This is a genomic window from Comamonas serinivorans (genome assembly GCF_002158865.1).
Taxonomy (GTDB): Bacteria; Pseudomonadota; Gammaproteobacteria; order Burkholderiales; family Burkholderiaceae_C; genus Comamonas_E; species Comamonas_E serinivorans.
The window spans coordinates 36,260-59,186 of sequence record NZ_CP021455.1 but is presented as its reverse complement, the minus strand read 5'-3'; the positions used below and the strand labels follow the sequence as shown (position 1 = coordinate 59,186).

Genomic DNA, 22,927 nt, shown 5'->3' with positions numbered 1-22,927 from the left:
GGGCGGCCTGACGCGGCCCAAGCCGGGTTCCAGACCGCCCACCGCCTGAACCTGGCGCGCTGACGCTGACCATCCGCACTGGCCGCAAGGCGGTCGCCACGCGCCCTGGGGACGAGCCCTGGCACGATCCGTCGGAGTTTGAGCGTTTGCTTCATGCCACCCAACGCCGGCGCGACCTTCGGAACTCATCGCGCCGAGGCGTGCTCCATCCCCGCATGACGTGGTCGATTCCCCTGGGGCCGCTGGTGCTGCCCGCGCAATTCCTGCTGCTGTGCCTGTCGGCCGGACTGGGCCTGTGGCTGGGCGAGCGCCGTGCCCGGCGCGCCGGTGGCTCGGTCGAGCGGGAGTTGCGGTGGGCATTGCTGGTGGGCGTGGTCGTGGCGCGGCTGGCCTTTGTCGCGCAGCACCGCGAGGCCTACCTGGCGCAGCCCTGGAGCATGTTCGACATCCGCGATGGCGGCTGGTCGCCCTGGCCGGGTTTGGCGGCGGCCTGGTTCTGCGGCGTGATGGTCACGCGCAGGCCCAGCGCCAAGCGGCGGCCCGTGGTGCTGGGCCTGGGTGTGGCCAGCACGCTCTGGGTGGTCGGCGTGGCCGGCCTGCTGCTGGCCTCGCCCAGCGTGCAGCGCCTGCCCGCCTTCAGCAGCCTGACCATGCAGGGCGAGCGCGTGGACCTGGGGCAGCTCACCGGCCAGCCCACGGTCATCAACCTGTGGGCCACCTGGTGCCCGCCGTGCCGGCGCGAGATGCCGGTGCTGGCCCGCGCGCAGGCCGAGCGGCCCGGCGTGCGGTTCATCTTCCTCAACCAGGGTGAGGCGCCGGCAACGGTTGCGCGCTACCTGCAGGCCGAGGGCCTGGACCTGCGCAACGTGGTGCTGGACCTCAAGGCCGAGGTGGGCCGCCACTACGGCTCGGGCGGCTTGCCGCTGACCCTGTTCTTCGATGCCCAGGGCCGCTTGCAGGCCAGCCGCATGGGCGAGCTGTCGCGGGCCACGCTGCAGCAGCACCTGCAGGCCATCGGCGTGCGGTGACGCGTCGACGTCTTTGATGGGGTATGGTGCGGTTGCCGATGCATTCACATCTTCAACCGGATCATACTGCGCGCTTTTGAATCAGCCGCGCGCTTTGCGCCTGGCCTGCACAGCCTGGGCCAGCTGGGTCAGCAGCGGCACGGTTTGCGCGAAGCTGATGCAGGCGTCGGTGACGGAGACACCGGGCTTGAGCTTCTGGCCGGGCACGATGTCCTGCCGGCCTTCGTTCAGGTGGCTCTCGATCATCACGCCCATGATGCGCGCGTCGCCCGCGGCGATCTGACCGGCCACATCGGCGCCGACCTCGATCTGCTTGAGGTGCTGCTTGCTGCTGTTGGCGTGCGAGAAGTCGATCATCACCTGCTCGGTCAGGCCCGACTTCTTCAGCTCGGCGCAGGCGGCGTCCACGTCGGCCCGGCTGTAGTTGGGGACCTTGCCGCCGCGCAGGATGATGTGCGTGTCGTGGTTGCCGCGCGTTTCGAAGATGGCACTCTGGCCCATCTTGGTCAGGCCCAGGAAAGCGTGCGGCGCCTGGGCGGCCACGATGGCGTCGGCCGCCACCTTGACGCCGCCGTCGGTGCCGTTCTTGAAGCCCACGGGGCAGCTCAAGCCACTGGCCAGCTGGCGGTGGCTCTGGCTTTCGGTGGTGCGCGCGCCGATGGCGCCCCAGCTCACCAGGTCGCTGATGAACTGCGGGCTGATGAGGTCCAGGTACTCGACGGCCACGGGCAGCTCGCGCCCGATGATGTCCAGCAGCAGCTCGCGCGCGCGCTCCACGCCTTCGTTGATGGCAAAGCTGCCGTCCAGGCGCGGGTCGTTGATGTAGCCCTTCCAGCCGACGGTGGTGCGCGGCTTCTCGAAGTACACGCGCATGACCACGATGAGGTCGCGTGCGTGGCGTTCCATCTCGGGGCGCAGCAGGTTGGCGTAGGCGATGGCCTCGGCATGGTCGTGGATGGAGCAGGGACCGACCACGACCACCAGCCGGTCGTCACGGCCGTGCAGCACGTCCGAGATGGCGTTGCGGCTGCGCTCGACCACGCTTTGCACGGCCTCGCTGGCGGGCCACTTTTCCTGCAGCAGCGCAGGGCTGATGAGGGGCCGCACCGAGCTCACCCGCAGCCCGTCGGTGCGCGTGTGGTCCAGCGTGTGCAGGGATTCGGCGTTGGCCGTCTTCGTGTGGTGCTCGTGTGCGGAGGTCATGGCGCGAATTATCGGGGGCTGGCGTGGCAGATGGGTGGGCGCTTCACGCGGTGTGGCCACGCCTGTGTCACCATGGGCCGTCATCAGGAGGCCCGTCATGACCCGTTGGCGAGAACGCGTGAAGCACTGGATCGACTGGGTGTGCGCCGTGGCCATCAACCTGCACGCCGCGGCGTACGGGTTGCTGGCGCTGGCCCTGCTGGGCTTGGCGTTCTACAGCGGGATCTGGATCTTGGGCCTGGTGGCCGCGGTGGTGGCCCTGGCGGGCGCCTTCGACGTCGTCAGCTGGCCCAAGCGGCGCGCGGCCCCGGCGCGGGAAACGCCCCCCGGCCGAGGGCCGGAGGGGTGACGCGGCAGACGGCTTGCAGAGATAAGGGGTATGACCCTGTTATCGATTCAAAATGAACGGTAATGGGGGTGTACTGCCATCCAGGTTGGTCGGGCGACGTGGCGCGGATGCCGCCCGGCGGCTGCAGAGCGCGGCCCGCACCGCACGCGCGACGTGCGCTCAAGGCATGGCCGTGACCACCTGGGCCACGGCGGCCGTCAGGCGGCGCGCGTAGGGCACGTGCAGGAATTCGTTGGGGCCGTGCGCGTTGCTCTTGGGGCCCAGCACGCCGCAGACCATCATCTGCGCCTGCGGGAAGCCCCGGGTCAGCATGCTCATGAGCGGGATGGTGCCGCCTTCGCCGATGTAGCCGCAGGGGGCGCCAAAGCTGGCGCGGCTGGCGGCGTCCATGGCCCGCACGAACCAGGGCGCCATGGCGGGCGCGTTCCAGCCATTGGCGAAGCCGTCGGGCTCGAAGGTGACGCGTGCTTCGTAGGGTGCGTTGTCTTCCAGCAGCTGCTTGACCAGCTGCACGGCGGTGCTGGCCTCCAGCGTGGGCGGCAGGCGCAGGCTCAGCTTGAAGGCCGTCCAGGGCCGCAGCACGTTGCCCGAATCCTTCCAGGCCGGGAAGCCGTCGGCACCGATGACGCTGAGCGTGGGCCGCCAGGTGCGGTTCAGGATGAGTTCGGTGCGGTCCGTGCCCATGGGCAGGGCGACGCGCGCGTCGCCGGCGCAGTCGTAATGCACCCAGGGGTAGTTCTTGAACACGGCGTCGCCCAGGATCTCGGCCGTGGCGCGGGCCTGGTCGACGCGTTCGGCCGGAATCTCGACGTGCAGCGGGCCCGGCAGCAGGCGGCCGGTGGCACTGTCTTCCAGGCGGTCCAGCACGTGGCGCAGGATGCGGAAGCTGCTGGCCACCACACCCGACGCCGCGCCCGAATGCACGCCCTCGGTCAGCACCTGCACCTTCAGCGTGCCGCTGGCCATGCCGCGCAGGCTGGTGGTCAGCCACAGCTGGTCGTAGTTGCCGGCGCCGCTGTCCAGGCAGACCACCAGGCCCACATCACCCAGACGCGGGCGCAGCGCGTCGAGGTAGGGCAGCAGGTCGGCCGAGCCGCTTTCCTCGCAGCTCTCGATCAGGCCCACGATGCGCGGGTGCGAGGCGTTCTGGGCGTGCAGGGCCTGGATGGCGGCGATGCTGGCGTAGACCGCATAGCCGTCGTCGGCGCCGCCGCGGCCGTACAGCTTGCCGTCGATGTACCGCGGCGTCCACGGGCCCAGGTCGTTGCGCCAGCCGGTGAACTCGGGCTGCTTGTCCAGGTGGCCGTACATGACCACGGTCTGCGCGCTGGCCTCGGCCGCGCGGCCGCGCGCGGGCACTTCAAAGAAGAGCACGGGCGTGCGGCCCTCCAGGCGCAGGACCTCCAGCGTCAGGCCCTCGACGCGTTGCGCCTCCACCCACTGCGCGGCGTTGCGCACCACCGTGTCCAGGTGGCCGTGCTGCTGCCAGTCGGCGTCGAAGGCGGGCGATTTGGCCGGAATCGCGATGTAGTCGGACAGCTGTTGCACGATGTCGCCGTCCCACGCGGCGCTGACGTGGGTCAGCAGGTCATCGGTGTTCAGGGCTTGGGCGGGCAGGCGGGCGTTCATGGGCACATCCTCGGGGCGGTTCGCGGAAAGTCAAAACTGTACGCCGATCGGCCCGGGCCGGTGCCCCGCGGTGCCAGCAGCCGCGCGTGCCGTGCGTGCAAGCCGGCGAGGTCGGCCCTGCGGGCTGGGCGGAAGCGCCAGCAAGGTCATGGCGATGTCGTCGATGGACACCATGCCGGAGCCGTCGACGGTCTGGAACGACACGCGCAGCAGCTCGGCGCTCGTGGGCGCCGTGAACGTGCCGGTGCACGGGGTGTAGGTGTTGGTGAGTGCAGGTCACCGGTGCGGCATCGCCCAGGCTCAGCCGCACGACGTTGCTGGGGTTGCCGCTCCAGTCCGTCACGTTGGCCGTGAGGGTGTACTGCGCGCCGGGCACCGTGGTCACGGTCTGGGCCAGCGCGCCAGAGCCGTCGTTGCAGTTGCCCTGGAATTCGAAGCCGCTGGGCCCCAATCGACCACCGCGGCGTTGACGACGGTGTTGCAGGCGCTGTCGTCGATTTGGAAGGGCGCGAGCGTGCCGGTTTCGAAATCCCCGTTCACGACCTGGGCGGAGGCGGCGCTGACACAGGCCGCCCAGAGGACGAGGGAGGTGGCAGCGCAGGGGATGAACCGCATGGGAAGCGCGCTTGGCGTGAGTTCAAAAGCGGTCTTGATAGCGACAAAGGCCGCAGGCCGCCAAAGCGGCCGGTCACCTGGCCGCCAAGGGCGCCGATGGCGCGCTGCGGGCGGCGCGCAGCCAGCCTAGGCCATCGTGAGTGCCCTGGGGCACGGCGCCGCGCGCGGGGCGGTATTCGGCGCCCACGTAGCCCGACCAGCGCACCTCGGGCCCCAGCGCGTCCAGCAGCTGCAGCAGGTGGGCGAAGTTCACCTCGCCGACATCGGGCTCGTGCCGGCTGGGCACGCCGGCGATCTGCACGTGGCCCAGGTGGTTGCGGGCCGCGGCGTGCTGCAGGTGGTGGGCCAGGTCGCCGTCCATGATCTGGCAGTGGTAGAGGTCCAGCTGCAGGCGCAGGTTGGGCCGGTTCACGGCCTCGATCAGGGCGTGGGCGCTGGCCTGGTGCTGCAGGGCGTAGCCCGGCATGTCGCGCTTGCCGTTGATGGGCTCGATGAGGAGGTCGATGCCCAGTGGCGCGGCGCGGTCGGCGGCCCAGCGCAGGTTGTGCACCCAGGTGTCGTGCGGGGTGTTCGGCTGGTCGCTCGGCAGCAGGCCGCTCATCACGTGGATGCGCGGGCAGCGCAGCACCTGGGCGTAGTGCAGGGCCAGCGCGATGCCGGCCTGAAACTCGGCTTCGCGTCCGGACGAGGGGGTGGCCAAGGCGGCCAGGCCGCGCGCGCCGTCGGCCCAGGCCCGGGCGATGCTGGCCGCATCGGTGCCGGCCGGCGGCGCGTTGAACAGCACCAGCGGCAGGCCGGCGGCGGCCAGCCGTTCGGCCAGGACCTCGGCCGGCCAGTCGTAGGGCAGCTGGCATTCCACGGCGTCAAAGCCATCGGCCGCGGCCGCGGCGATGCGGTCCAGGAAGGGCAGCTCGGGGTACAGCGTGCTGAGGTTGGCGGCGAATTTCGGCATGCGAAGCAATGTGGAGTATGAGCCAGTGGTCGTTCAATGAATAACGGGAATGGCTGGATACTGCATCAATGGCGCTGCAGCTTGAACACGGCCGTGCCCGCCAGGGCGTTGGGCCAGGTGCGCACCTCGCGGCCGTCCTGCAGGCCAAAGGCGTCGAGGATGCGCAGGCCGTTCTTCTTCGCCAGCACCTCGAAATCGGCAAAGGTGCCGACGCGGATGTTGGGCGTGTCGTACCACTCGTAGGGCAGGCGCGCGTTCACCGGCATGCGCCCGCGCAGCACCGACAGGCGGTTGGGCCAGTGCGCGAAGTTGGGGAAGGCAACCACGCCGATGCGGCCCACGCGCGCCGTCTCGCGCAGCATGGTTTCGGCGTTGCGCAGGTGCTGCAGCGTGTCGATCTGCAGCACCACGTCGAAGGACTGGTCGGCGAAGGTCTTCAGGCCATGCAGCAGGTTCAGCTGCAGCACGTTGACGCCGCGCTGCATGCAGGCCAGCACCTTGGCGTCGTCGTACTCGATGCCATAGCCCGTGCACTGGTGCTGGCGCATCAGCAGCTCGAGCAAGGCGCCGTCGCCGCAGCCCAGGTCGAGCACGTGGGAGCGCGCCGGCACGAGGCGCGCGATGGATTGAACGAGGTCGGCGTCACTCATGCGGGCACTCACGGGGTGGGGATGCGGTGGAAATAGGCGCGCACGGCGTCCAGGTAGCGTGGGTCGTCGAGCAAGAAGGCGTCGTGGCCATGCGGCGCGTCGATCTCGGCGTAGCTCACGTCGCGCCGGTTGTCGAGCAGGGCCTTGACGATTTCGCGGCTGCGCAGCGGCGAGAAGCGCCAGTCGGTGGTGAAGCTCACGAGCATGAACTTGCAGCTCGCGCGGGCCAGCGCGGCCGTGAGGTTGCCGCCGAACGCGCGCGCGGGGTCGAAGTAGTCGAGCGCGCGCGTGATCAGCAGGTAGGTGTTGGCGTCGAAGTAGTCGCTGAACTTGTCGCCCTGGTAGCGCAGGTAGCTCTCGATCTGGAACTCGATGTCCTGCGTGCTGAACTTGTAGCCCGGGCTGGCCGCCACCAGCGCCCGCAGCGCCGCGCCAGGGTCGGCCGCCGCTCCGGCATCGGAGGCCGGATCCGTCCCGGTGGCGAGCGCGTCACGCGCAGCAGCCGTGGCCGCCGGCGCTGAGTCGCCCTGAGTCAGATCAGCCCCCTCGGGCAGCGCGGCGCCAGCCCCCTCGGGGGACGCCCGGTTCAGGGGCAGCGAACCACGCGCAGCGGGGAGCGTGGGGGCCACAAGCTCCCGTCCGAACTTCTCATCCATCACGCCATCGCTCAGGTAGGTGATGTGGCCGATCATGCGGGCGATGCGCAGGCCGCGGCGCGGCACCACGCCATGGGCGTAGAAGTGGCCGTCGTGGAAGTCGGGGTCGGTCACGATGGCGCGGCGCGCCACCTCGTTGAAGGCGATGTTCTCGGCCGAGAGGTTGGGGGCGCTGGCGATGACGACGGCATGGCGCACGCGGTCGGGGTGCTGCAGCGTCCAGCTCAGCGCCTGCATGCCGCCCAGCGAGCCGCCCATGACGGCAGCCAGCTGCGCGATGCCGAGTTGGTCGAGCAGACGCGCCTGCGCGTTGACCCAGTCTTCCACCGTCAGCACGGGGAAATCGGCGCCCCAGGCCTGGCCAGTGGCGGGGTTGACGTCGCGCGGGCCGGTGGAGCCAAAGCACGAGCCGGGGTTGTTGATGCCGATGACGAAGAAGCGGTTGGTGTCGACCGACTTGCCGGGGCCGATCATGTTGTCCCACCAGCCCTCGGATTTGGGCTGGTCGGCGTAGACGCCGGCCACGTGGTGCGAGGCGTTGAGCGCGTGGCAGATCAGCACGGCGTTGCTCTTGCTCGCGTTGAGCTGGCCGTAGGTTTCGTAGGCCAGCGTGTAGCCGGACAGGGACTGGCCGTTGGTCAACGCCAGCGCCTGGTCAAAGCGCATGAACTGCGGCGTGGCAATCAAATCGGGCATGGCAAAAGCGGTTGGGCCCCGCGCTCCGTCGCTTGCTCGGTTCCTGGCGCCGCCAACGGTGCCGTTGTGGGTCTGGGGGCCAGCCGACCACAAAAAAACCGGTGAAGCCAAAAAAGGCGGCACCGGTTGGGGGCTCGTCCTTGTTTAGCTGCATTTGGATATAGCGCCCGCAAGCTGGAGCAAATCGGCGCTGTGGGGTCAGTATAACCGTGCCCTTTGCGCGTCCGCCGGTCCGGCTGGGACGCGCTGGCCGGGGGGTGTCGACCGCCTCCGGCATGCCACGCAGGGCCGGCCGCGCTGGCGCTGCGGGGTGGGGCGGCCGCGGGTTGTGCCGTTTCGGTGAACATTTGGAAGGCCTGTATCCCGGTCTTCTCGTTCAAATGGCATCGATCATGGCTGCATACTGCAGGTGACAACGCGCGATGGCGCAAATTGCCTCATTTGCTAGAGTGCCTGCATGCGCATTCAACTGCTGTCTGACCTGCACCTGGAGGTCAACCTCGATTTCCAGCCCGAACCCGCACCGGACGCCGACCTGCTGGTGCTGGCCGGCGACATCGGCTCGTACCAGCCGCGTTCACGCCTGCCCGAGGTGGGCGACACCCGGTTTGGCCTGGCGCGCTTTTCGCCCAAGCCCGAGTTTGCCGGCTGGCCCACGCCGGTGGCCTACCTGCCGGGCAACCACGAATTCGACGGCCTGGACCACGACGAGACCCTGGCGCGCCTGCGCCGGGTGTGCGACGAGCTGGGCTTGATCTGGCTGGACCGCAGCGAACTGGTGCTGGACGGTGTGCGGTTGCTGGGCGACACGCTGTGGAGCGACTACGACGCCGTGGCCCTGCATGAAGCGGGACAGGGCGAGGCGCACCAGTGGCAGGCCCGGCACAAGGCGTTTTCGGCCGCCGAGCACTATCTGCGGTTTGCCGATGCGCGCCGCCATGGCGAGCCACTGCTGGCGCCGCAGATGCGCGAGCTGGCGCTGGAGAGCCAGGCCTGGCTGCACCAGGCGCTGCAGCGTCCGCATGCGGGCCAGACGGTGGTGGTCACGCATTTCGCCCCCAGCCTGCGCAGCGCCGATCCGCGCTTTGGCATCACCCCGGGCACGGCCGGCTTTTGCAACGCACTGGACGACTGGTTTCCCTTGACCGACTTCTGGCTGCACGGCCACGTGCACTGCGCGCACGACTACCAGGTCGGCCGCTGTCGCGTGGTCTGCAACCCGCTGGGCTATGCCAGCAAGGGCGAGCAGGTGGCGTTCGACCCGGTGTGCGTGGTCGAGGTGTGACAGGGCTGGCGGTGGCCGATCAGTCTGTGCCGGAACGGCCGATGGATTTCAGCATGGCACCGGGCATGACCAACTGGGTATGGCCGTTCGCTCGATCAAGTTGCGTTGGGCACGCACACATACTCGCTTGACAATTGAAAAAATCATCGACCTGTTGAACCTCTACGGCCCAGGAAATCAAGCGAGGGGTAGGACCATGATCAAGACATTCACTGACTTGCAGGACCTCCATGTCGAGACCGTCGCCAAGGTCATCGAGACCGACGCCGTTCAGAAGGTGCCTGGCGTGCGCAAAGCCCTGCGCGAGGCAAAGGCGGCGGGCAAGGTCGCTGCCCTGGCCAGCCGCAGGCATCACGCCGTGACCGGCTCGAAAACAAAAAAGACGTGGTAGCGGCGCACGCGGTCGGCTGTGGCCTGCAGCGCGCGCTGCTGCTGTCGTAACCCGCGTTGTGCGATGCAGAGCGTCGCCACCCCTGCCCGGCGACTCTGCTGTCGCGCGGCCACGCAGGCGTGCCACCGATGCGGGTTGGTCTGCGAGGTGCCCTCAATGCAGCCGCTCGTGCTGTGAGTCAAAAAATAGGTGTGCGGCCATTGATGATGAAACATCATCGAAAGGCAACGCATACCCTTGTTCAAGGATTGAAATGAAGGCCGTGCCACGACGAGCACGGCGCCGGCGTCACTTGATCTGGATGCCCTTGACCACCTCGCCCCAGAGCTTGAGCTCGCGGTTGACGCGGTCGCTCACGTCCTTGGCCGTGCCATGCCATTCGTCGTAGCCCAGCTCGGCCAGCTTGGCCTTCATGGTGGGCGAGTTCATGACCTTGTCGCTCGCTTCGGCGTAGCGCTTGATCAGGGCCGGGTCGGTCTTGTTGGGCACGAACAGGGCATACCAGCCCCCCACGTCGTAGTTGGGCACGCCGGCCTCTTCCATGCTCGGCAGGTTGGGCAGGGCCTTGTTGCGCTTCTTGGAGGTCACGGCCACGGGCAGCACCTTGTCGCTGTCCACGTAGGTTTTGGCGGTGGAGATGATGTCGAACATCATGTTGATCTGGCCGCCGATCACGTCCGTCATGGCCGGTGCGTTGCCCTTGTAGGGCACGTGCGTCATCTTGATGCCGGCGCGCGCGGCGAACAGCTCACCGCTCAGGTGGTTGGAGGCGCCGTTGCCGGCCGAGCCGTACGACAGCTTGCCGGGGTTGGCCTTGGCGTAGGCGATCAGCTCGGGCAGGGTCTTGAACGGCTGGTCCTTGTTGATCACCAGCATGTTGGTGTAGCCCAGCACGGGTGCCACGGGCGTGAGGTCGGTGGCCGGCTTGAAGGGCATGCTGGGCAGCACGTGCGGGCTGATGGTCATGGTGGGGCTGGCGCCATAGAACACCGTCAGGCCGTCGGGCCTGGCCTTGACGACCGACTCGCCGCCGATGGCGCCGCCGGCGCCCACGCGGTTTTCCACCACCACCGTCTGGCCCAGGACCTTGCTCCACTCCACGGCAAACAGGCGCGCCGAGGCATCCACGGGACCGCCGGCCGCGTAGCCCACGACGAGCTTGATCGGCTGGCCCGACTGGGCTGCGGCCGGTCCTGCGGCGACCAGGGCGAGGCCGGCCAGGGCGGCCAGCAGGCCGTGACGGCGGTTGAGGCGGGATGTGTTCATGTACTGCTCCTGAAGTGCTTTTTGAAACCCGCCGCATTAAACGGACTGTGGCGCCTGCGCGCCATAGGGGCATTCACCCAGCGGGGTGGGGTATGTTGCCATGGCGATTTGCAACAAACACCCGAATCCGGATACAGGGGGTTGCCTGGGTGACACCCATGCCGTAGCGCGCCGATGAGCCTGACCTGGCGAACACGCGAACACGCGAACACGCGAACACGCGAACACGCGAACACGCGAACACGCGACGGCTGCTCACGTGTCAGGCCTTTTGGGCAGCCATTGGCAGCCCTGCTTTGGCGGGTGCTAACGGCCCCAAAATGAGCCAGCAGGGGCGCCTTTTCCGACACCACAGGCCCATGGTTGGCAGGGCTGCGTCAGCCCGCGCCGGGGCCGGATTTGGCAAGTTCTGCAATTTCAAGCGATAATCGCGGGTTCTTCTCGTGCGCATTGGGCATGCTGCACGGCGCAGGCACGGCTTGGCGCCCCATTTCAGTGGGGTTTGACAGGGCGGGGTCGGCACCGGGCAGAGGCTGGACAGCAGGCGAGTGGGCCGCGTGACACGCAGCCCCGGCGCCGCAGGCACCGAGATTTCCGATTGCAGGTGGCTCAAGGCTTTGAGGCCCTGCATGTCGCTTGTTTCGCCCTGGCGATCCCTTTTTTTCCATCATGAAACGCACTTACCAACCCTCCAAGACCCGCCGCGCCCGTACCCATGGCTTCCTCGTGCGCATGAAGACGCGCGGTGGCCGCGCCGTGATCAACGCACGTCGCGCCAAGGGCCGCAAGCGCCTGGCCGTCTGATGGCCGGGCTGCTGTCCGCAGCCTGTTCTTGTCCGATCTGCCTGTCTGGGCGAACGCCATCCACACCATGCGTCGCCTGAAAACGCGCGCCCAGTTCCAGGCCGTTCTGGCTGGTCAGGTGGTCGCGCGGACACCGCATTTCGTCTTGCACCGCCTGACGCTGGGTTCCGCCTCGACCGAGGCGCTGGAACCCGGTCCGGCGGCTTTGCTGTTTCCGACGCCGGATGCCTGGGTCGGGGCCATGCTGCCCAAGCGCTGGGCCAAGCGGTCGGTCACCCGGCACGCCATCAAGCGCCAGATCTACCACCGTCCCGAGTGGGCCCTGGCCGCGTTCGACGGTCACGCCCACGTGGTGCGGCTGCGCTCGGGCTTCAGCACCAAGGCCTTCCCGAGTGCCTGGTCGGAGCCCCTGCGCCTGGCGGTGCGCCAGGAGCTGGCGCAGCTGTTGCAGCGCGTGTCGGGTGCGACGCCCGCGCCCGTGCCGGAGGCCGCATGAAGCGGGTGTTGATGGCGGGCGTGAAGGCCTATCGGCTGCTGCTCAGCCCCTCGATCGGCAACAGCTGTCGCTTTGAGCCCACGTGCTCGGTGTATGCGCTGGGGGCCCTGGATCGGCATGGTGCCCTGGTGGGCAGCTACCTCGCTGCCGCGCGCCTGGCGCGCTGTCATCCCTGGTGTGCGGGTGGCCATGACCCGGTGCCTGAGCAGGCGCCGCGCTGGTTCACCCGCCTGGGCTTGTCGTCTTCTTCTGAAAAAGCCTCATGAACGATATTCGCCGCTCCATCTTGTGGGTGATCTTCGGCTTTTCGCTGATCCTGCTCTGGGATCAGTGGCAGGTCCACCAAGGCCAGCCCGCCACCTTTTTCCCCAAGCCCCAGCCCACGGCCAGCGCACCGGCTGCGGGTGGCTCGGCTGCCGGTGGCACCGTGCCCGCCGCCAGCGGGACGGCAGCGGGCGCGGCGGGCGTGCCGGGTGCCCAGCAGGCGCAGGCCGCACCGGCTGCGCCGCGCGAGAAGATCACCGTCGGCACCGATGTGTTGCAGGTGACCTTCGACACCCAGGGCGGCAGCGTCGTGCACACGGCGTTTTCCAAGTACCTGACCGAAGGCTCCAAGGGCTCGCCCGTGGTGCTGCTGGACCAGAGTCCGCAGCGCTTTTACGTGGCGCAGACCGGCCTGACCGGCGCTGCCCCCAACCACAAGACGCCCATGACCTTCGTGGGCGAGCGTCAGCTGGCGGACGGCGCCAAGACCCTGGTGGTGCGCTTTGAGTCGCCGGTCGAGAACGGCCTCAAGCTGGTCAAGACCTACACCTTCGAGCGCGGGTCGTACATCATCGGCGTGCGCCACGAGGTGTTCAACCAGGGTGGCGCGCCCGTGACCCCCGAGCTATACCAGCAGCTGGTGCGCGACGGCAACGCGCCCGAGGGCGAGTCATCGTTCTACTCGACCTTCACCGGCCCCGTGGTCTACAGCCAGGAAGCCAAGTACCAGAAGGTCTCGTTCAAGGACCTGGACAAGGGCAAGGCCGAGTACCAGAAGAGCGCCCCCGATGGCTACGTCGCCATGGTGCAGCACTACTTCTTCAGCGCCTGGCTGCCGGCCGAGGGCGTGCAGCGCAAGAACTACGCGCAGAAGGTCGGCGACAACCTGTTCTCGGTCGGCACGCTGACGCCTTTTGCCGCCATCGCGCCCGGCGCCAGCCAGGCCGTGGATTCGCGCCTGGTCGTGAGCCCCCAGTTGGAAAAGGCGCTGGAGCAGACCGCGCCCGGCTTGGAGCTGGTCAAGGACTACGGCATGTTCACCGTGATCGCCAAGCCGCTGTACTGGCTGCTGGACTGGTTGCACAGCTTCATCGGCAACTGGGGCTGGTCCATCATCGCGCTGGTGGTGGTCATCAAGATCGCGTTCTACTGGTTCAACGCCAAGGCCTACGCCTCGATGGCCAAGATGAAGGCCGTGAACCCGCGCATCACCGAGATGCGCGAGCGCTTCAAGGACAAGCCGCAGCAGCTGCAGCAGGAGATGATGAAGATCTACCGCGAGGAAAAGATCAACCCGCTGGGCGGCTGCCTGCCCATCCTGATCCAGATGCCGGTGTTCTTCGCGCTGTACTGGGTGCTGCTGTCCAGCGTCGAGATGCGGGGCGCGCCCTGGGTGGGCTGGATCCACGACCTCTCGGTGCGCGACCCCTACTTCATCCTGCCGCTGGTGATGACGGTCACCACCTTCATGCAGACGGCGCTCAACCCGGTGCCGCCGGACCCCATGCAGGCCAAGATGATGTGGTTCATGCCGCTGATCTTCTCGGTCATGTTCTACTTCTTCCCGGCCGGCCTGGTGCTGTACTGGATCACCAACAACGTGCTGACCATCGCCCAGCAATGGCTGATCAACACGCGCATGGGGGTGCCGCCGCAGTTCAACCTGCCCAAGTTCAAGTGACCGACACGGGGATGCGCCGCGTTTGCCCGCATCCCCCGGCCACCACCTCCAGGGTCGCTTCAGGGCGGCCCTTTTTCATTTGAAGGGGTATGCCTCAATTCTCGTTGTCATTCAGACGGGAACTGGTGAATACTCCTGATTCATTTCCTTTGAGTGGACCGCCATGAGCCTCGCCCAGCAGCAAGCCCCCATCGTCGCCGTGACCACCGCCCCCGGCAAAGGCGCCGTGGGCGTGGTGCGCGTGTCGGGCCGCGACCTGAGCGGCCTGATCGCCGCGCTGTGCGGCCGCAGCCTGCGCGCGCGCGAGGCCACCTATGGCCCGTTTCGCGATGCCGGCGGCGAGGCCATCGACCACGGCCTGGCGATCCATTTCCCCGCGCCGCACTCGTACACCGGCGAAGACGTGCTGGAGCTGCAGGCCCACGGCGGCCCCGTGGTGCTGCAGCTGTTGTTGACCCGCTGCCTGGCCGTGGCGCAGGCCCTCGCAGCCCAGGACGCCCGCCACCCGCTGGCCGGCCTGCGCCTGGCGCAGCCGGGCGAGTTCACCCAGCGCGCCTTCCTGAACGACAAGCTGGACCTGGCCCAGGCCGAGGCCATCGCCGACCTCATCGACGCCAGCACCGAGCAGGCTGCGCGCAGTGCCACCCGCTCGCTGGCGGGCGCGTTCTCGCAGCAGGTGCATGGGCTGCGCGACCACCTCATCGCGCTGCGCACGCTGGTCGAGGCCACGCTGGACTTTCCCGAAGAAGAGATCGACTTCATCGAGGCCTATGGCGTGCGCGACACGCTCGGCGGCCTGCTGGCCGAGCTGGACGGGCTGCAGCGCCAGACGCGCCAGGGCGCGCTGCTGCGCGAGGGCATGCAGGTCGTGATCGCGGGCCAGCCCAACGTGGGCAAGAGCTCGCTGCTCAACGCGCTGGCGGGCGAAGAGCTGGCCATCGTCACCTCGATTGCCGGCACCACGCGCGACGTGGTGCGGCAGAGCATCCAGATCGAAGGCGTGCCGCTGCACGTCATCGACACCGCCGGCCTGCGCGGCGCGCACGAGGGCGAGGCTGACGCGGTCGAGGCCATCGGCATGCAGCGCGCGTGGTCGCAGATCGAGCGGGCCGACGCCGTGCTGTTCCTGCACGACCTGACGCGCCAGCACGATGCGGCCCACCGCGCGCACGACGCCCGCATCGGCACCGAGCTGACCCAGCGCCTGCCGCGCCAGGTGCCCGTGGTCCACGTCTGGAACAAGGCCGATGCCGCAGATCCTGCAGCGCAAGCGCAGGGGGCTGCAGAACACACAAGCGGCATCCATCAACCCGCGCTGGAGACCCAACCCCAGCCAGACCCTGCTGCCCAGCCGGCGGAGCAGCTCGCCCACACCACGACCGTCGGCGCTGCCCAAGCCAGCGAAGCCACCGCGCTGACTGGCCACCACCTGCGCCTGTCGGCCAAGACCGGCGCGGGCCTGACTGAGCTGCGCCAGCTGCTGCTGAGGCTGGTGGGCTGGGAGAAACAGGCCGAAGGGGTGTTCATCGCCCGCGCGCGCCACGTGCAGGCGCTGGACGCGGTGCACGGCCACCTGCTGCGCGCGGCCGAGCACGTGCAACCCCAAGCCGTCATGCTCGACCTCATGGCCGAAGAGCTGCGCCTGGCGCAGCAGGCGCTCGCCAGCATCACCGGCGAATTCACGGCCGACGACCTGCTGGGCTCGATTTTTTCGACGTTCTGCATCGGGAAGTGAGTGGCGGGTGCGGTCTGCTGCCTTGCGGCCCGCGCCCTGCGGTGCGCGCCGATCCGCATCCGGTTGGCCCTGCGTTGAGCGGGCCGGCTGGGCAAGCAACGCCTGAGCCGCACCGGCTGTCAGCCAACTCGCCACGCGCTGCAGCCAGCCGCGCGTGCCGGCCGCAAGGCGCTGGAGCAGGCATTGCTGGGCAAGCGGGATGGACCCGCAGCCGGACGGGCCTGCAGGCCGCTTCGACGGGCTGAGTCGTTCACCGCAGCGGCGATGCCATCGGCACACGAATCGTCGGTCGACGCACGCACGTCGACGACACGCCTTCGTTGATCTGTGAAGACAGTATTCGTTCCTCTCGATCAATTGGTAAACGACAATGCTTGATACCCCGTCAAACAACTCGCCACACCATGCTCAGCCCCAGCAGCAGCAGGAACACGCGAAAGCAGACGAGGAAGGCGCGCGGGCTGATGCGGTGGCGCAGGCGCTGGCCCAGCCACATGCCCAGCAAGGCCGGTGCGACGGCCAGCGTCGACAGCGTGAGCTGCGCGGGCTGCAGGGCGTCGTGCGTGGCCAGCCCGGCCGCCAGCGCGGCGGTGGAGACGGTGAAGGACAGGCCGAGCGCCTGCACCAGGGCTTCCTTGTCCAGCCGCAGGGCCTGCAGGTAGGGCACGGCGGGCATGACGAACACGCCGGTCACGCCGGTGATGACGCCCGTCAGCAGCCCGACGAGGGGTGAGAGCCAGGCCTCCCAACGCGGCGGCACCGTCAGCGGCGGCGCCAGCATGCTGTAGCCCGCGTAGACCACCAGGGCCGTGCCCAGGGCCAGGCTGGACCAGCGGGCGTCCACCTGCACCAGCCAGGCCGATCCCGCCACGGTGCCCACGCAGATGCCCAGCACCAGCGTGCCCAGGCGCCGCAGCAGCGGCCGCAGCGCAGGCCCTGCGAACAGCTGCCACAGGTTGGTGACGGCCGAGGGCACGAGCAGCAAGGCCGCCGCCGCGGGCGCACCCATCACGCTGCCGAGCAGGCCCATGGCCACCGTGGGCAGCCCCATGCCGGTGACGCCCTTCACCAGGCCGGCGGCGATGAAGCTGGCCAACAGCCACGGCAGCGTGGACCCGGGGGCCGAGGAGGAGGACACGGTGAGTGCGGTGAACATGCCGCCATTGGAGCGCCAGCGCGGCGCGCCCACAATCTGGATGTGGCGGCCGAGGCTTCGGCAGATCCGAAACCTCGGCCAGCTGCGGGCGCTGCCCGGATCGAGGCACCCGCCTCGTCGAGGCGGCGAGCCTCCGAGCGGGGCCTCGCGGAGGGCACGCCGTGCACGCCTGCGTGGGTCGATGCGCCTCAGGACGCTGCAGCGACTGGTCCAGCTCGGTGTGCGGCCTGCTGGCGTGCTGATGGCGGCTGCAATTGGTCAACGATCATGGCAGTATGGCCGCACTACCGTTTTCTTATAAACGGCCATGCATGGATACTGGATGAATCAATGGATGGAGGCGTGCGCATGCGGTTCGATCTGGCGGATTTGCGGCTGTTCCTGGCCGTGGTGGAGGTGGGCAGCATCACGCACGGTGCGGTGGCCGCCCATTTGGCGCTGGCCTCGGCCAGCGAGCGCCTGCGCAAGCTCGAGGCCGATGCGGGCGTGCCGCTGCTGCTGCGCCACGCCCGCGGCGTGACCACCACGCCGGCCGGCGAAGCCCTGGCCCACCATGCCCGGCTCATCCTGCAGCAGCAGGCCCTGTTGCGGGGCGAACTGCACGAGTTTGCCCAGGGCACCCGCGGCACCCTCAAGCTGTACGCCAACACGGCCGCGCTGACCGAGTTTCTGCCGGCGCGCCTGGCGCCCTGGCTGGCGGCGCGGCCACGGTTGCACGTGGACCTGAAGGAACGCACCAGCGCCGAAATCGTGCGCACCGTGCTGGCCGGCGAGGGGCTGGCGGGCCTGGTGTCGGACGTGGTGCGCAGCCTGGCGACGCCGGGGCTGGCGGACGTGCAGCTGCAGCCGCTGGCGCCCGATCCGCTGTGCCTGATCGTGCCGGCCACGCATGCGCTGGCGAACCAGCGCGCGCTGTCGCTGGCCGAGGTGCTGGACCAGCCCCTGGTGGGCCTGGCCGGCCACGCGCTGCAGGCCCATGTGGCCCAGCAGGCCCGGCTGTTGGGCGGCACCGTGCAGTGGCGCGTGCAGCTGCCTGGTTTCGACGGGGTGTGCAGGCAGGTGGCGCACGGCGTGGGCCTGGCGGTGGTGCCGCTCAGCGTGGCGCAGCGGGCCAGCCGGCGCTACGGGGTGCGCCGCGTGGCGCTGACCGACGCCTGGGCCCGGCGTCAGCTGTGCGCCTGCTTTCGCCAGTGGGGCGATTTGCCGCGTCCGCTGCAGGACCTGCTGGCGCATCTGGGGGCGGGCCCGGGCGCGATGCCGAACCCGGAGGGTGACGTGGCGCGTGCATTCCCGGCGAAACGCGGGAAAGGTTGACCGTTTGCCGCTTGCGGTGCGGCCTGCCGCTGACAGGCGGGCCGAATCGGCCGCATCATGCGGCACACACTGCGGAGACTGACATGTTGGTTGGATTGACACCCATTGACGGCCTGATGAGCGCCATTCAGACCGGTGCCGCCTACGACCAGCTGGCGCTGACGCTGTCACCCACCCAGTGGCTGGAGTTCGGCCAGGCGATGCAGCCCCTGTCGGTGGCGGTGGGCGATGTGCTGATCGAGCGCGGGGCGACAGACCGCGTGGCCTATTTCATCGAATCCGGCGTGCTCAGCGCGCACCTCGAAGACGCCGAGGGCCGCATGCGGCTGGCCGTGCTCAACCCGGGCACGGTGGTGGGCGAGGGCGGCTTTCTGTCGGGGCTGGCGCGGTCGGCCACGGTGATCGCCACCGCTCAAGGCCGGGTCTGGTGCCTGAGTCCGATGCGCTTCGAGAACCTGGCACAACGCCACCCGCAGCTGGGCCTGGCGCTGGCCTTGGCCATGGGTTCGGTGGCGGTGCGGCGCTGCACGCACCCCACGCGGCGCGTGGCCATCACGTGAGGGGATGAGGCCTTACTGTAGATGTTTGGAGTATGGTTTCATTCTCGTTATTCATGCAACGAGCATGGGTGCATACCCCTTGTGAATGCAGTCAATGACCGTCAAAGGCCACCAGCGTGTGCAGCGGCAGGCCCAGCTCGCGAAGGCGCTGAGAGCCGCCCAGCTCGGGCAGGTCGACGATGGCCGCGCCCTCGACCACCTGGGCGCCCAGCTTGCGCAGCAGGTGCCAGCCCGCAATCATGGTGCCGCCCGTCGCCACCAGGTCGTCGATCAGCAGCACGCGCTGATCGGGCTGCACGGCATCGGTGTGCAGCTCCACCGTGGCGCTGCCGTACTCCAGCTCATACGTTTCCTGCACCGTGGTGAAAGGCAGCTTGCCCTTTTTGCGGATGGGCACGAAGCCGATGCCCAGCTCGTACGCCACCACCGCGCCGATGATGAAGCCGCGTGCATCCAGGCCCGCCACCACATCGGGGCGCAGCTCGGGTGCCATGTAGCGGTGCACGAAGGCGTCGATCAGCACGCGGAACACGCGCGGGTCCTGCAGCAGCGGCGTGATGTCGCGAAACTGCACGCCCGGGGCGGGCCAGTCCGGCACGGTGCGGATGTGGGATCGCAGGTAGTCGTGGACGTTGAGGTGGGGCATGGCGTGAGGAGCAGGCATCTCGGGCGGCGAGGCGCAAATTGTGCCCGCGCCACCCGCGCCGCGCCGCGGACGCTGACCCGGTCGGAGACGCCTCAGGGCTTTGATGCATTTTCGAAGCAGTATTCGCTTGACGCCGTTTGATGAAAAACGACAAACCCTGCATACCCTGAACATCAGCCATTCAGGCGTGTGCCCGGCCTGGGCGCCGTCGGCGCATGCGACATGCGCAGGGTCCGTGCGGTTGCCGTGACGGCATCGTCGCCGTGACCTTGGCCTTGGCGCGGGTGGTTGAGTCCGCCCGCGGGCGCGACGCGCCCGGGTGGGCGCCGATAGAATGCCCCGCCATGAGCATCGACGCATCGCGTGCATTGGCCATGGCCCAGGATTGCCTGGACACGGAGATCGCCGCCCTCCAACGGGTCAAGTCCAGGCTGTCGAGCAGCTTGGTTCAGGCCGTGGAGCTGATCCTGAACACCCCCGGCCGTGTGGTCGTCACCGGCATGGGCAAAAGCGGCCACGTGGCGCGCAAGATCGCCGCCACCCTGGCCTCGACCGGCACGGCCGCCATGTTCGTGCACCCGGCGGAGGCCAGCCACGGCGACCTGGGCATGATCACCGGGCAGGACTTGGTGGTGGGCATCTCCAACAGCGGCGAGGTCAACGAGCTCACCGTGCTGCTGCCGCTGGTCAAGCGCCTGGGGGTGAAGCTGGTGGCCATCACCGGCGGTGCGCAGTCCTCGCTGGCGCAGATGGCCGATGTGGTGCTCGACAGCAGCGTCGAGCGCGAAGCCTGCCCGCTGAACCTGGCGCCCACAGCCAGCACCACGGCGCAGATGGCGCTGGGCGATGCCCTGGCCATGGCGCTGCTGGATGCGCGAGGCTTTCAGGCCGAGGACTTTGCCCGCTCGCACCCGGGTGGCGCCCTGGGGCGCAAGCTGCTCACGCACGTCAAGGACATCATGCGCCGTGGCCACGACGTGCCGCGCGTGCTGGCCACGGCCAGCTTCGACGACCTGATGGCCGAAATGTCGGCCAAGGGCATGGGGGCCTCGGCGGTCACCGACGAGGCCGGCCAGGTGCTGGGCATCTTCACCGACGGCGACCTGCGCCGCCTCATCAGCCACGGCATGGGCTTGCGCGGCCTGACGGCGCAGGAGGTGATGCACAGCCCGGCCCGCACCATCGACGAAAATGCCCTGGCCGCCGAGGCGGCCGAGCTGATGGAGCGTCACCGCATCACGGGCGTGCTCGTGGTGGGCGCGGGCAACCGCCTCACTGGCGCCCTCAACAGCCACGACCTGATGCACGCCAAGGTCATTTGAGCGTTCCTGCCCATCCACCCGAGAGCCACCATGAATGCATCCTTCCCCCTGCAGGCCGCCATCCACCATCCGCCGGAGTTGCTGATGCAAGCCCAGGGCGTGCGCGCCGTCATCTTCGACGTGGATGGCGTGCTGACGGATGGCGGGCTGTACTACGGTGAATCGGGTGAGCTGTTCAAGCGCTTTCACGTGCTCGATGGGCTGGGCCTCAAGCAGATCGTGCAGGAAGACATCGTGCCCATCGTCATCACGGGCCGCGATTCCAAGGCCCTGCGCGCGCGGCTCAATGCCCTGGGCATCACCGAGGCGCGCTACGGCGTCGAGGACAAGCTGGCCGAGGCCGAAGCGCTGCTGAAGTCGCTGGGCCTGGGCTGGCACGAGGTGGCCGTCATGGGCGACGACTGGCCCGACCTGCCGCTCATGGTCCGGGCGGCCCTCTCGGCGGCGCCGGCCAATGCGCATCCCCAGGTGCAGTCGCAGGTGCATTTCGTCACCCGCCTGCAGGGCGGTCACGGCGCGGCGCGCGAGCTGTGCGACCTGCTGCTGATCGCGCGCGGGGCCTATGTCCGGCAACTGGACGAGCTGCTGGAAGGCAAGTCGTGATGCGTTGGCGGAACCTGCGCGACCAGGCCACGTCCCAGCTCGGCATCTACCTGCCCGTGTTGGTGATGGCCTTGATCGCCCTGGGTTCCTGGTGGCTGCTGCGCAATGCGCCCAGCTACGACATGGCGGCTCCGCCCAAGGTGGTCCGGCACGAGCCCGATTACTTCATGCGCGACTTCGAGGTGCAGCAGTACAGTGCGGCCGGCCAGCTGAACAACCAGCTGCAGGGGCGCGAGATGCTGCATTACCCCGACACCGACAGCTTCACCATTGACCAACCCGTGTTCGTCGACCGCGACGAGCAGGGGCGGCGCATGGATGCCCACGCCAAGCGGGGCACATCCAACCAGGATGGGTCGGTGATCGAGCTGTTTGACGATGCCCATGTGCGGCGGGTTGCCCCCGACGCCAGTGAACCCCCCCTGAGTTTTGCCGGCAACCACCTGCGCGTGTTTGCCGACGACAAGCGCGTCGAGTCCGACCAGTCCGTGGTGCTCACCCGGGGACAGCAGGTGTTCAAGGGCGGCACCTTGCGCTACGACCACACCAGCGGCCAGGCCCAGCTGGGCGAGCCGGTGACGGCCATGCTGCCCGGTCAGCGCCAGCCATGACGGCTGCGGCGCCCCTGGCGCTCATCACCGGTGCCTCCAGTGGCATTGGCCTGGCGCTGGCGCAGGCGTATGCGCAGCAGGGATGGCGGGTGGCCATGTGCGCACGCCGGCTCGCGCCCATGGCGCAATGGCGCAGCAGCCAGCCGCAACGCGAAGCGATTCACCTGTTTCAGGCCGATGTGGACGATGCCCAAGCCATGTTGGCCGTGGCGCGCGAGTGCGAGCGCACGCTGGGCCTGCCCGACCTGGTGATCGCCAATGCGGGCTTCAGCGTGGGTGTGGACCTGCGTCATGCCGAAGACCTGCGCGCCTTCGCCGACATCTTGCAAACCAACGTTCTGGGGGTGGCGCACACCTTGCAGCCGTTTGTGAAGCCCATGCTTGTGCGAGGCAGCGGTCAGCTCGTTGCCATCGCCAGCGTGGCCGGGCTGCGGGGGCTGGCCGGACAGGGGGCTTATTGCGGCAGCAAGGCCGCCGTCATCACCTTCATGGAAAGCCTGTGGGCCGAGTTGCGCGGCAGCGGCGTTGCCGTCACCACCCTCAATCCGGGCTGGGTGAACACCCCGCTGACGGCCGGCAATCCGTTCCCCATGCCGTTCGCCCTGCAGCCGGAGGTCTTTGCCCGCCGCGCCTTACGTGCCATCGCGCGGCGGCCCCGCCTGGTCACGGTGCCCTGGCAGATGGCTGTGGTGTCCTGGCTGCTGCGTCGCCTGCCGGCGACAGCGCTGGCCTGGGCCACGGCGCGCAAGCCTCGCAAGCCGCGTCGTCCCTGAAGAGCGGAGCCGGTGCGCCGGTTGATTTGGGCGCGCCTCTGAGCGGCAAGCGCCAGGGCCGCAGGGGCTGATCGATCCCGCGGTCGGCCGCGGCGAACAGGCTCATCCGAACTTCACCGCCAGAGTGCGGCAGCCGTCCAACGGGTGAAGCACCGTCGGGCCTGTTCGGTTGAGTCGGCGCTTGGTTTCGATGCGCGAAACCAGCGGTCTGGCCTCTTGCATGTCTGCGCCTGGGGAGGCGT

Annotated in this window: 24 protein-coding genes; 15 read left to right on the top strand and 9 right to left on the bottom strand. The window is 68.8% G+C overall.

Annotated features, from left to right (window positions below; genetic code table 11):
- The first annotated feature begins 215 nt into the window (after positions 1-215).
- Complete coding sequence (locus CCO03_RS00260) at positions 216-1,028, top strand: TlpA disulfide reductase family protein (protein ID WP_087275688.1); 813 nt, start codon at positions 216-218, stop codon at positions 1,026-1,028.
- 81 nt (positions 1,029-1,109) lie between these two features.
- On the opposite strand, the gene CCO03_RS00255 is transcribed toward CCO03_RS00260, so the two are convergent.
- A complete protein-coding gene (locus CCO03_RS00255; RefSeq protein WP_087275684.1) occupies positions 1,110-2,231 on the bottom strand; it encodes a 3-deoxy-7-phosphoheptulonate synthase in 1,122 nt (373 codons plus the stop codon).
- A 97-nt stretch (positions 2,232-2,328) separates the two neighbouring features.
- On the opposite strand from CCO03_RS00255, the gene CCO03_RS00250 reads away from it, so the two are divergent.
- Positions 2,329-2,580, top strand: coding sequence for a hypothetical protein (locus CCO03_RS00250; protein WP_157667416.1), 252 nt, complete (start codon positions 2,329-2,331; stop codon positions 2,578-2,580).
- A gap of 159 nt (positions 2,581-2,739) precedes the next feature.
- Here the strand turns inward: CCO03_RS00250 and CCO03_RS00245 are convergent, their stop codons facing one another.
- The 5 genes from CCO03_RS00245 to metX form a co-directional block, all read right to left on the bottom strand.
- A complete protein-coding gene (locus CCO03_RS00245) occupies positions 2,740-4,209 on the bottom strand; it encodes a M20 family metallopeptidase (protein WP_087275678.1) in 1,470 nt (489 codons plus the stop codon).
- A gap of 381 nt (positions 4,210-4,590) precedes the next feature.
- A complete protein-coding gene (locus CCO03_RS00240) occupies positions 4,591-4,824 on the bottom strand; it encodes a hypothetical protein (RefSeq protein WP_087275675.1) in 234 nt (77 codons plus the stop codon).
- A 73-nt stretch (positions 4,825-4,897) separates the two neighbouring features.
- The gene (locus tag CCO03_RS00235; RefSeq protein ID WP_087275672.1) at positions 4,898-5,776 is read right to left on the bottom strand and encodes a hydroxypyruvate isomerase family protein; all 879 of its coding nucleotides are present in this window, start codon (positions 5,774-5,776) and stop codon (positions 4,898-4,900) included.
- A 65-nt stretch (positions 5,777-5,841) separates the two neighbouring features.
- Entirely contained in the window at positions 5,842-6,426 is a 585-nt protein-coding gene (gene metW / locus CCO03_RS00230; protein ID WP_087275668.1) for a methionine biosynthesis protein MetW, read from the bottom strand.
- 8 nt (positions 6,427-6,434) lie between these two features.
- A complete protein-coding gene (gene metX, locus CCO03_RS00225; protein ID WP_087275665.1) occupies positions 6,435-7,778 on the bottom strand; it encodes a homoserine O-acetyltransferase MetX in 1,344 nt (447 codons plus the stop codon).
- Positions 7,779-8,235: 457 nt separating this feature from the next.
- Between metX and CCO03_RS00220 the strand changes: the two genes are divergently transcribed.
- Positions 8,236-9,063 (top strand): metallophosphoesterase, encoded by an 828-nt coding sequence (locus tag CCO03_RS00220; RefSeq protein ID WP_087275662.1) that lies wholly within the window; start codon positions 8,236-8,238, stop codon positions 9,061-9,063.
- 196 nt (positions 9,064-9,259) lie between these two features.
- Entirely contained in the window at positions 9,260-9,454 is a 195-nt protein-coding gene (locus CCO03_RS00215; RefSeq protein ID WP_087275659.1) for a hypothetical protein, read from the top strand.
- A gap of 288 nt (positions 9,455-9,742) precedes the next feature.
- Here CCO03_RS00215 and CCO03_RS00210 read toward each other — a convergent pair whose 3' ends face one another.
- On the bottom strand, positions 9,743-10,720 hold the full coding sequence (locus CCO03_RS00210) for a Bug family tripartite tricarboxylate transporter substrate binding protein (protein ID WP_087275656.1): 978 nt from the start codon (positions 10,718-10,720) through the stop codon (positions 9,743-9,745).
- Between the two features lie 669 nt (positions 10,721-11,389).
- On the opposite strand from CCO03_RS00210, the gene rpmH reads away from it, so the two are divergent.
- The 5 genes from rpmH (at position 11,390) to mnmE (ending at position 15,700) form a co-directional block, all read left to right on the top strand.
- The gene (gene rpmH / locus CCO03_RS00205; protein ID WP_005798102.1) at positions 11,390-11,524 is read left to right on the top strand and encodes a 50S ribosomal protein L34; all 135 of its coding nucleotides are present in this window, start codon (positions 11,390-11,392) and stop codon (positions 11,522-11,524) included.
- Between the two features lie 67 nt (positions 11,525-11,591).
- Positions 11,592-12,020 (top strand): ribonuclease P protein component, encoded by a 429-nt coding sequence (locus CCO03_RS00200; protein ID WP_087275653.1) that lies wholly within the window; start codon positions 11,592-11,594, stop codon positions 12,018-12,020.
- Entirely contained in the window at positions 12,017-12,286 is a 270-nt protein-coding gene (gene yidD / locus CCO03_RS00195) for a membrane protein insertion efficiency factor YidD (RefSeq protein WP_087275649.1), read from the top strand. The genes CCO03_RS00200 and yidD overlap by 4 nt, the downstream gene beginning before the upstream one ends.
- Positions 12,283-13,965, top strand: a complete 1,683-nt coding sequence (gene yidC / locus CCO03_RS00190; RefSeq protein WP_087275646.1) for a membrane protein insertase YidC — start codon at positions 12,283-12,285, stop codon at positions 13,963-13,965. The genes yidD and yidC overlap by 4 nt, the downstream gene beginning before the upstream one ends.
- 163 nt (positions 13,966-14,128) lie before the next feature.
- The gene (gene mnmE, locus CCO03_RS00185; protein ID WP_087275643.1) at positions 14,129-15,700 is read left to right on the top strand and encodes a tRNA uridine-5-carboxymethylaminomethyl(34) synthesis GTPase MnmE; all 1,572 of its coding nucleotides are present in this window, start codon (positions 14,129-14,131) and stop codon (positions 15,698-15,700) included.
- A gap of 385 nt (positions 15,701-16,085) precedes the next feature.
- Here the strand turns inward: mnmE and CCO03_RS00180 are convergent, their stop codons facing one another.
- On the bottom strand, positions 16,086-16,856 hold the full coding sequence (locus tag CCO03_RS00180; RefSeq protein WP_087283829.1) for a sulfite exporter TauE/SafE family protein: 771 nt from the start codon (positions 16,854-16,856) through the stop codon (positions 16,086-16,088).
- Positions 16,857-17,204: 348 nt separating this feature from the next.
- Between CCO03_RS00180 and CCO03_RS00175 the strand changes: the two genes are divergently transcribed.
- Together CCO03_RS00175 and CCO03_RS00170 are read left to right on the top strand one after the other, a co-directional pair.
- Positions 17,205-18,170, top strand: a complete 966-nt coding sequence (locus tag CCO03_RS00175; RefSeq protein ID WP_087283826.1) for a LysR family transcriptional regulator — start codon at positions 17,205-17,207, stop codon at positions 18,168-18,170.
- Between the two features lie 83 nt (positions 18,171-18,253).
- Positions 18,254-18,730 carry a Crp/Fnr family transcriptional regulator gene (locus tag CCO03_RS00170; RefSeq protein ID WP_087275640.1) on the top strand — a complete coding sequence of 159 codons (477 nt, stop codon included), beginning with the start codon at positions 18,254-18,256 and terminating at the stop codon, positions 18,728-18,730.
- 91 nt (positions 18,731-18,821) lie between these two features.
- On the opposite strand, the gene CCO03_RS00165 is transcribed toward CCO03_RS00170, so the two are convergent.
- Entirely contained in the window at positions 18,822-19,376 is a 555-nt protein-coding gene (locus CCO03_RS00165) for an adenine phosphoribosyltransferase (protein ID WP_087275636.1), read from the bottom strand.
- Positions 19,377-19,720: 344 nt separating this feature from the next.
- On the opposite strand from CCO03_RS00165, the gene CCO03_RS00160 reads away from it, so the two are divergent.
- Genes CCO03_RS00160 through CCO03_RS00145 form a run of 4 tightly spaced genes read left to right on the top strand, consistent with a single transcriptional unit; the run spans position 19,721 to position 22,685 of the window.
- Positions 19,721-20,698, top strand: a complete 978-nt coding sequence (locus CCO03_RS00160; protein WP_087275634.1) for a KpsF/GutQ family sugar-phosphate isomerase — start codon at positions 19,721-19,723, stop codon at positions 20,696-20,698.
- Between the two features lie 30 nt (positions 20,699-20,728).
- Positions 20,729-21,301 carry a KdsC family phosphatase gene (locus CCO03_RS00155; protein WP_087275631.1) on the top strand — a complete coding sequence of 191 codons (573 nt, stop codon included), beginning with the start codon at positions 20,729-20,731 and terminating at the stop codon, positions 21,299-21,301.
- Entirely contained in the window at positions 21,301-21,912 is a 612-nt protein-coding gene (gene lptC / locus CCO03_RS00150; RefSeq protein WP_087275628.1) for an LPS export ABC transporter periplasmic protein LptC, read from the top strand. Before CCO03_RS00155 ends, lptC begins: the two co-directional genes overlap by 1 nt.
- Complete coding sequence (locus CCO03_RS00145) at positions 21,909-22,685, top strand: SDR family oxidoreductase (protein ID WP_087275625.1); 777 nt, start codon at positions 21,909-21,911, stop codon at positions 22,683-22,685. The genes lptC and CCO03_RS00145 overlap by 4 nt, the downstream gene beginning before the upstream one ends.
- Positions 22,686-22,927: the final 242 nt, after the last annotated feature.

Excerpts from the sequence above, each read along its gene's own strand:
- CCO03_RS00260 (WP_087275688.1), top strand. The coding sequence starts at position 216 with ATGACGTGGTCGATTCCCCTGGGGCCGCTGGTGCTGCCCGCGCAATTC.
- CCO03_RS00255 (WP_087275684.1), bottom strand. The coding sequence starts at position 2,231 with ATGACCTCCGCACACGAGCACCACACGAAGACGGCCAACGCCGAATCC.
- CCO03_RS00250 (WP_157667416.1), top strand. The coding sequence starts at position 2,329 with ATGACCCGTTGGCGAGAACGCGTGAAGCACTGGATCGACTGGGTGTGC.
- CCO03_RS00245 (WP_087275678.1), bottom strand. The coding sequence starts at position 4,209 with ATGAACGCCCGCCTGCCCGCCCAAGCCCTGAACACCGATGACCTGCTG.
- CCO03_RS00240 (WP_087275675.1), bottom strand. The coding sequence starts at position 4,824 with ATGCGGTTCATCCCCTGCGCTGCCACCTCCCTCGTCCTCTGGGCGGCC.
- CCO03_RS00235 (WP_087275672.1), bottom strand. The coding sequence starts at position 5,776 with ATGCCGAAATTCGCCGCCAACCTCAGCACGCTGTACCCCGAGCTGCCC.
- metW (WP_087275668.1), bottom strand. The coding sequence starts at position 6,426 with ATGAGTGACGCCGACCTCGTTCAATCCATCGCGCGCCTCGTGCCGGCG.
- metX (WP_087275665.1), bottom strand. The coding sequence starts at position 7,778 with ATGCCCGATTTGATTGCCACGCCGCAGTTCATGCGCTTTGACCAGGCG.
- CCO03_RS00220 (WP_087275662.1), top strand. The coding sequence starts at position 8,236 with ATGCGCATTCAACTGCTGTCTGACCTGCACCTGGAGGTCAACCTCGAT.
- CCO03_RS00215 (WP_087275659.1), top strand. The coding sequence starts at position 9,260 with ATGATCAAGACATTCACTGACTTGCAGGACCTCCATGTCGAGACCGTC.
- CCO03_RS00210 (WP_087275656.1), bottom strand. The coding sequence starts at position 10,720 with ATGAACACATCCCGCCTCAACCGCCGTCACGGCCTGCTGGCCGCCCTG.
- rpmH (WP_005798102.1), top strand. The coding sequence starts at position 11,390 with ATGAAACGCACTTACCAACCCTCCAAGACCCGCCGCGCCCGTACCCAT.
- CCO03_RS00200 (WP_087275653.1), top strand. The coding sequence starts at position 11,592 with ATGCGTCGCCTGAAAACGCGCGCCCAGTTCCAGGCCGTTCTGGCTGGT.
- yidD (WP_087275649.1), top strand. The coding sequence starts at position 12,017 with ATGAAGCGGGTGTTGATGGCGGGCGTGAAGGCCTATCGGCTGCTGCTC.
- yidC (WP_087275646.1), top strand. The coding sequence starts at position 12,283 with ATGAACGATATTCGCCGCTCCATCTTGTGGGTGATCTTCGGCTTTTCG.
- mnmE (WP_087275643.1), top strand. The coding sequence starts at position 14,129 with ATGAGCCTCGCCCAGCAGCAAGCCCCCATCGTCGCCGTGACCACCGCC.
- CCO03_RS00180 (WP_087283829.1), bottom strand. The coding sequence starts at position 16,856 with ATGTTCACCGCACTCACCGTGTCCTCCTCCTCGGCCCCCGGGTCCACG.
- CCO03_RS00175 (WP_087283826.1), top strand. The coding sequence starts at position 17,205 with ATGCGGTTCGATCTGGCGGATTTGCGGCTGTTCCTGGCCGTGGTGGAG.
- CCO03_RS00170 (WP_087275640.1), top strand. The coding sequence starts at position 18,254 with ATGTTGGTTGGATTGACACCCATTGACGGCCTGATGAGCGCCATTCAG.
- CCO03_RS00165 (WP_087275636.1), bottom strand. The coding sequence starts at position 19,376 with ATGCCCCACCTCAACGTCCACGACTACCTGCGATCCCACATCCGCACC.
- CCO03_RS00160 (WP_087275634.1), top strand. The coding sequence starts at position 19,721 with ATGAGCATCGACGCATCGCGTGCATTGGCCATGGCCCAGGATTGCCTG.
- CCO03_RS00155 (WP_087275631.1), top strand. The coding sequence starts at position 20,729 with ATGAATGCATCCTTCCCCCTGCAGGCCGCCATCCACCATCCGCCGGAG.
- lptC (WP_087275628.1), top strand. The coding sequence starts at position 21,301 with ATGCGTTGGCGGAACCTGCGCGACCAGGCCACGTCCCAGCTCGGCATC.
- CCO03_RS00145 (WP_087275625.1), top strand. The coding sequence starts at position 21,909 with ATGACGGCTGCGGCGCCCCTGGCGCTCATCACCGGTGCCTCCAGTGGC.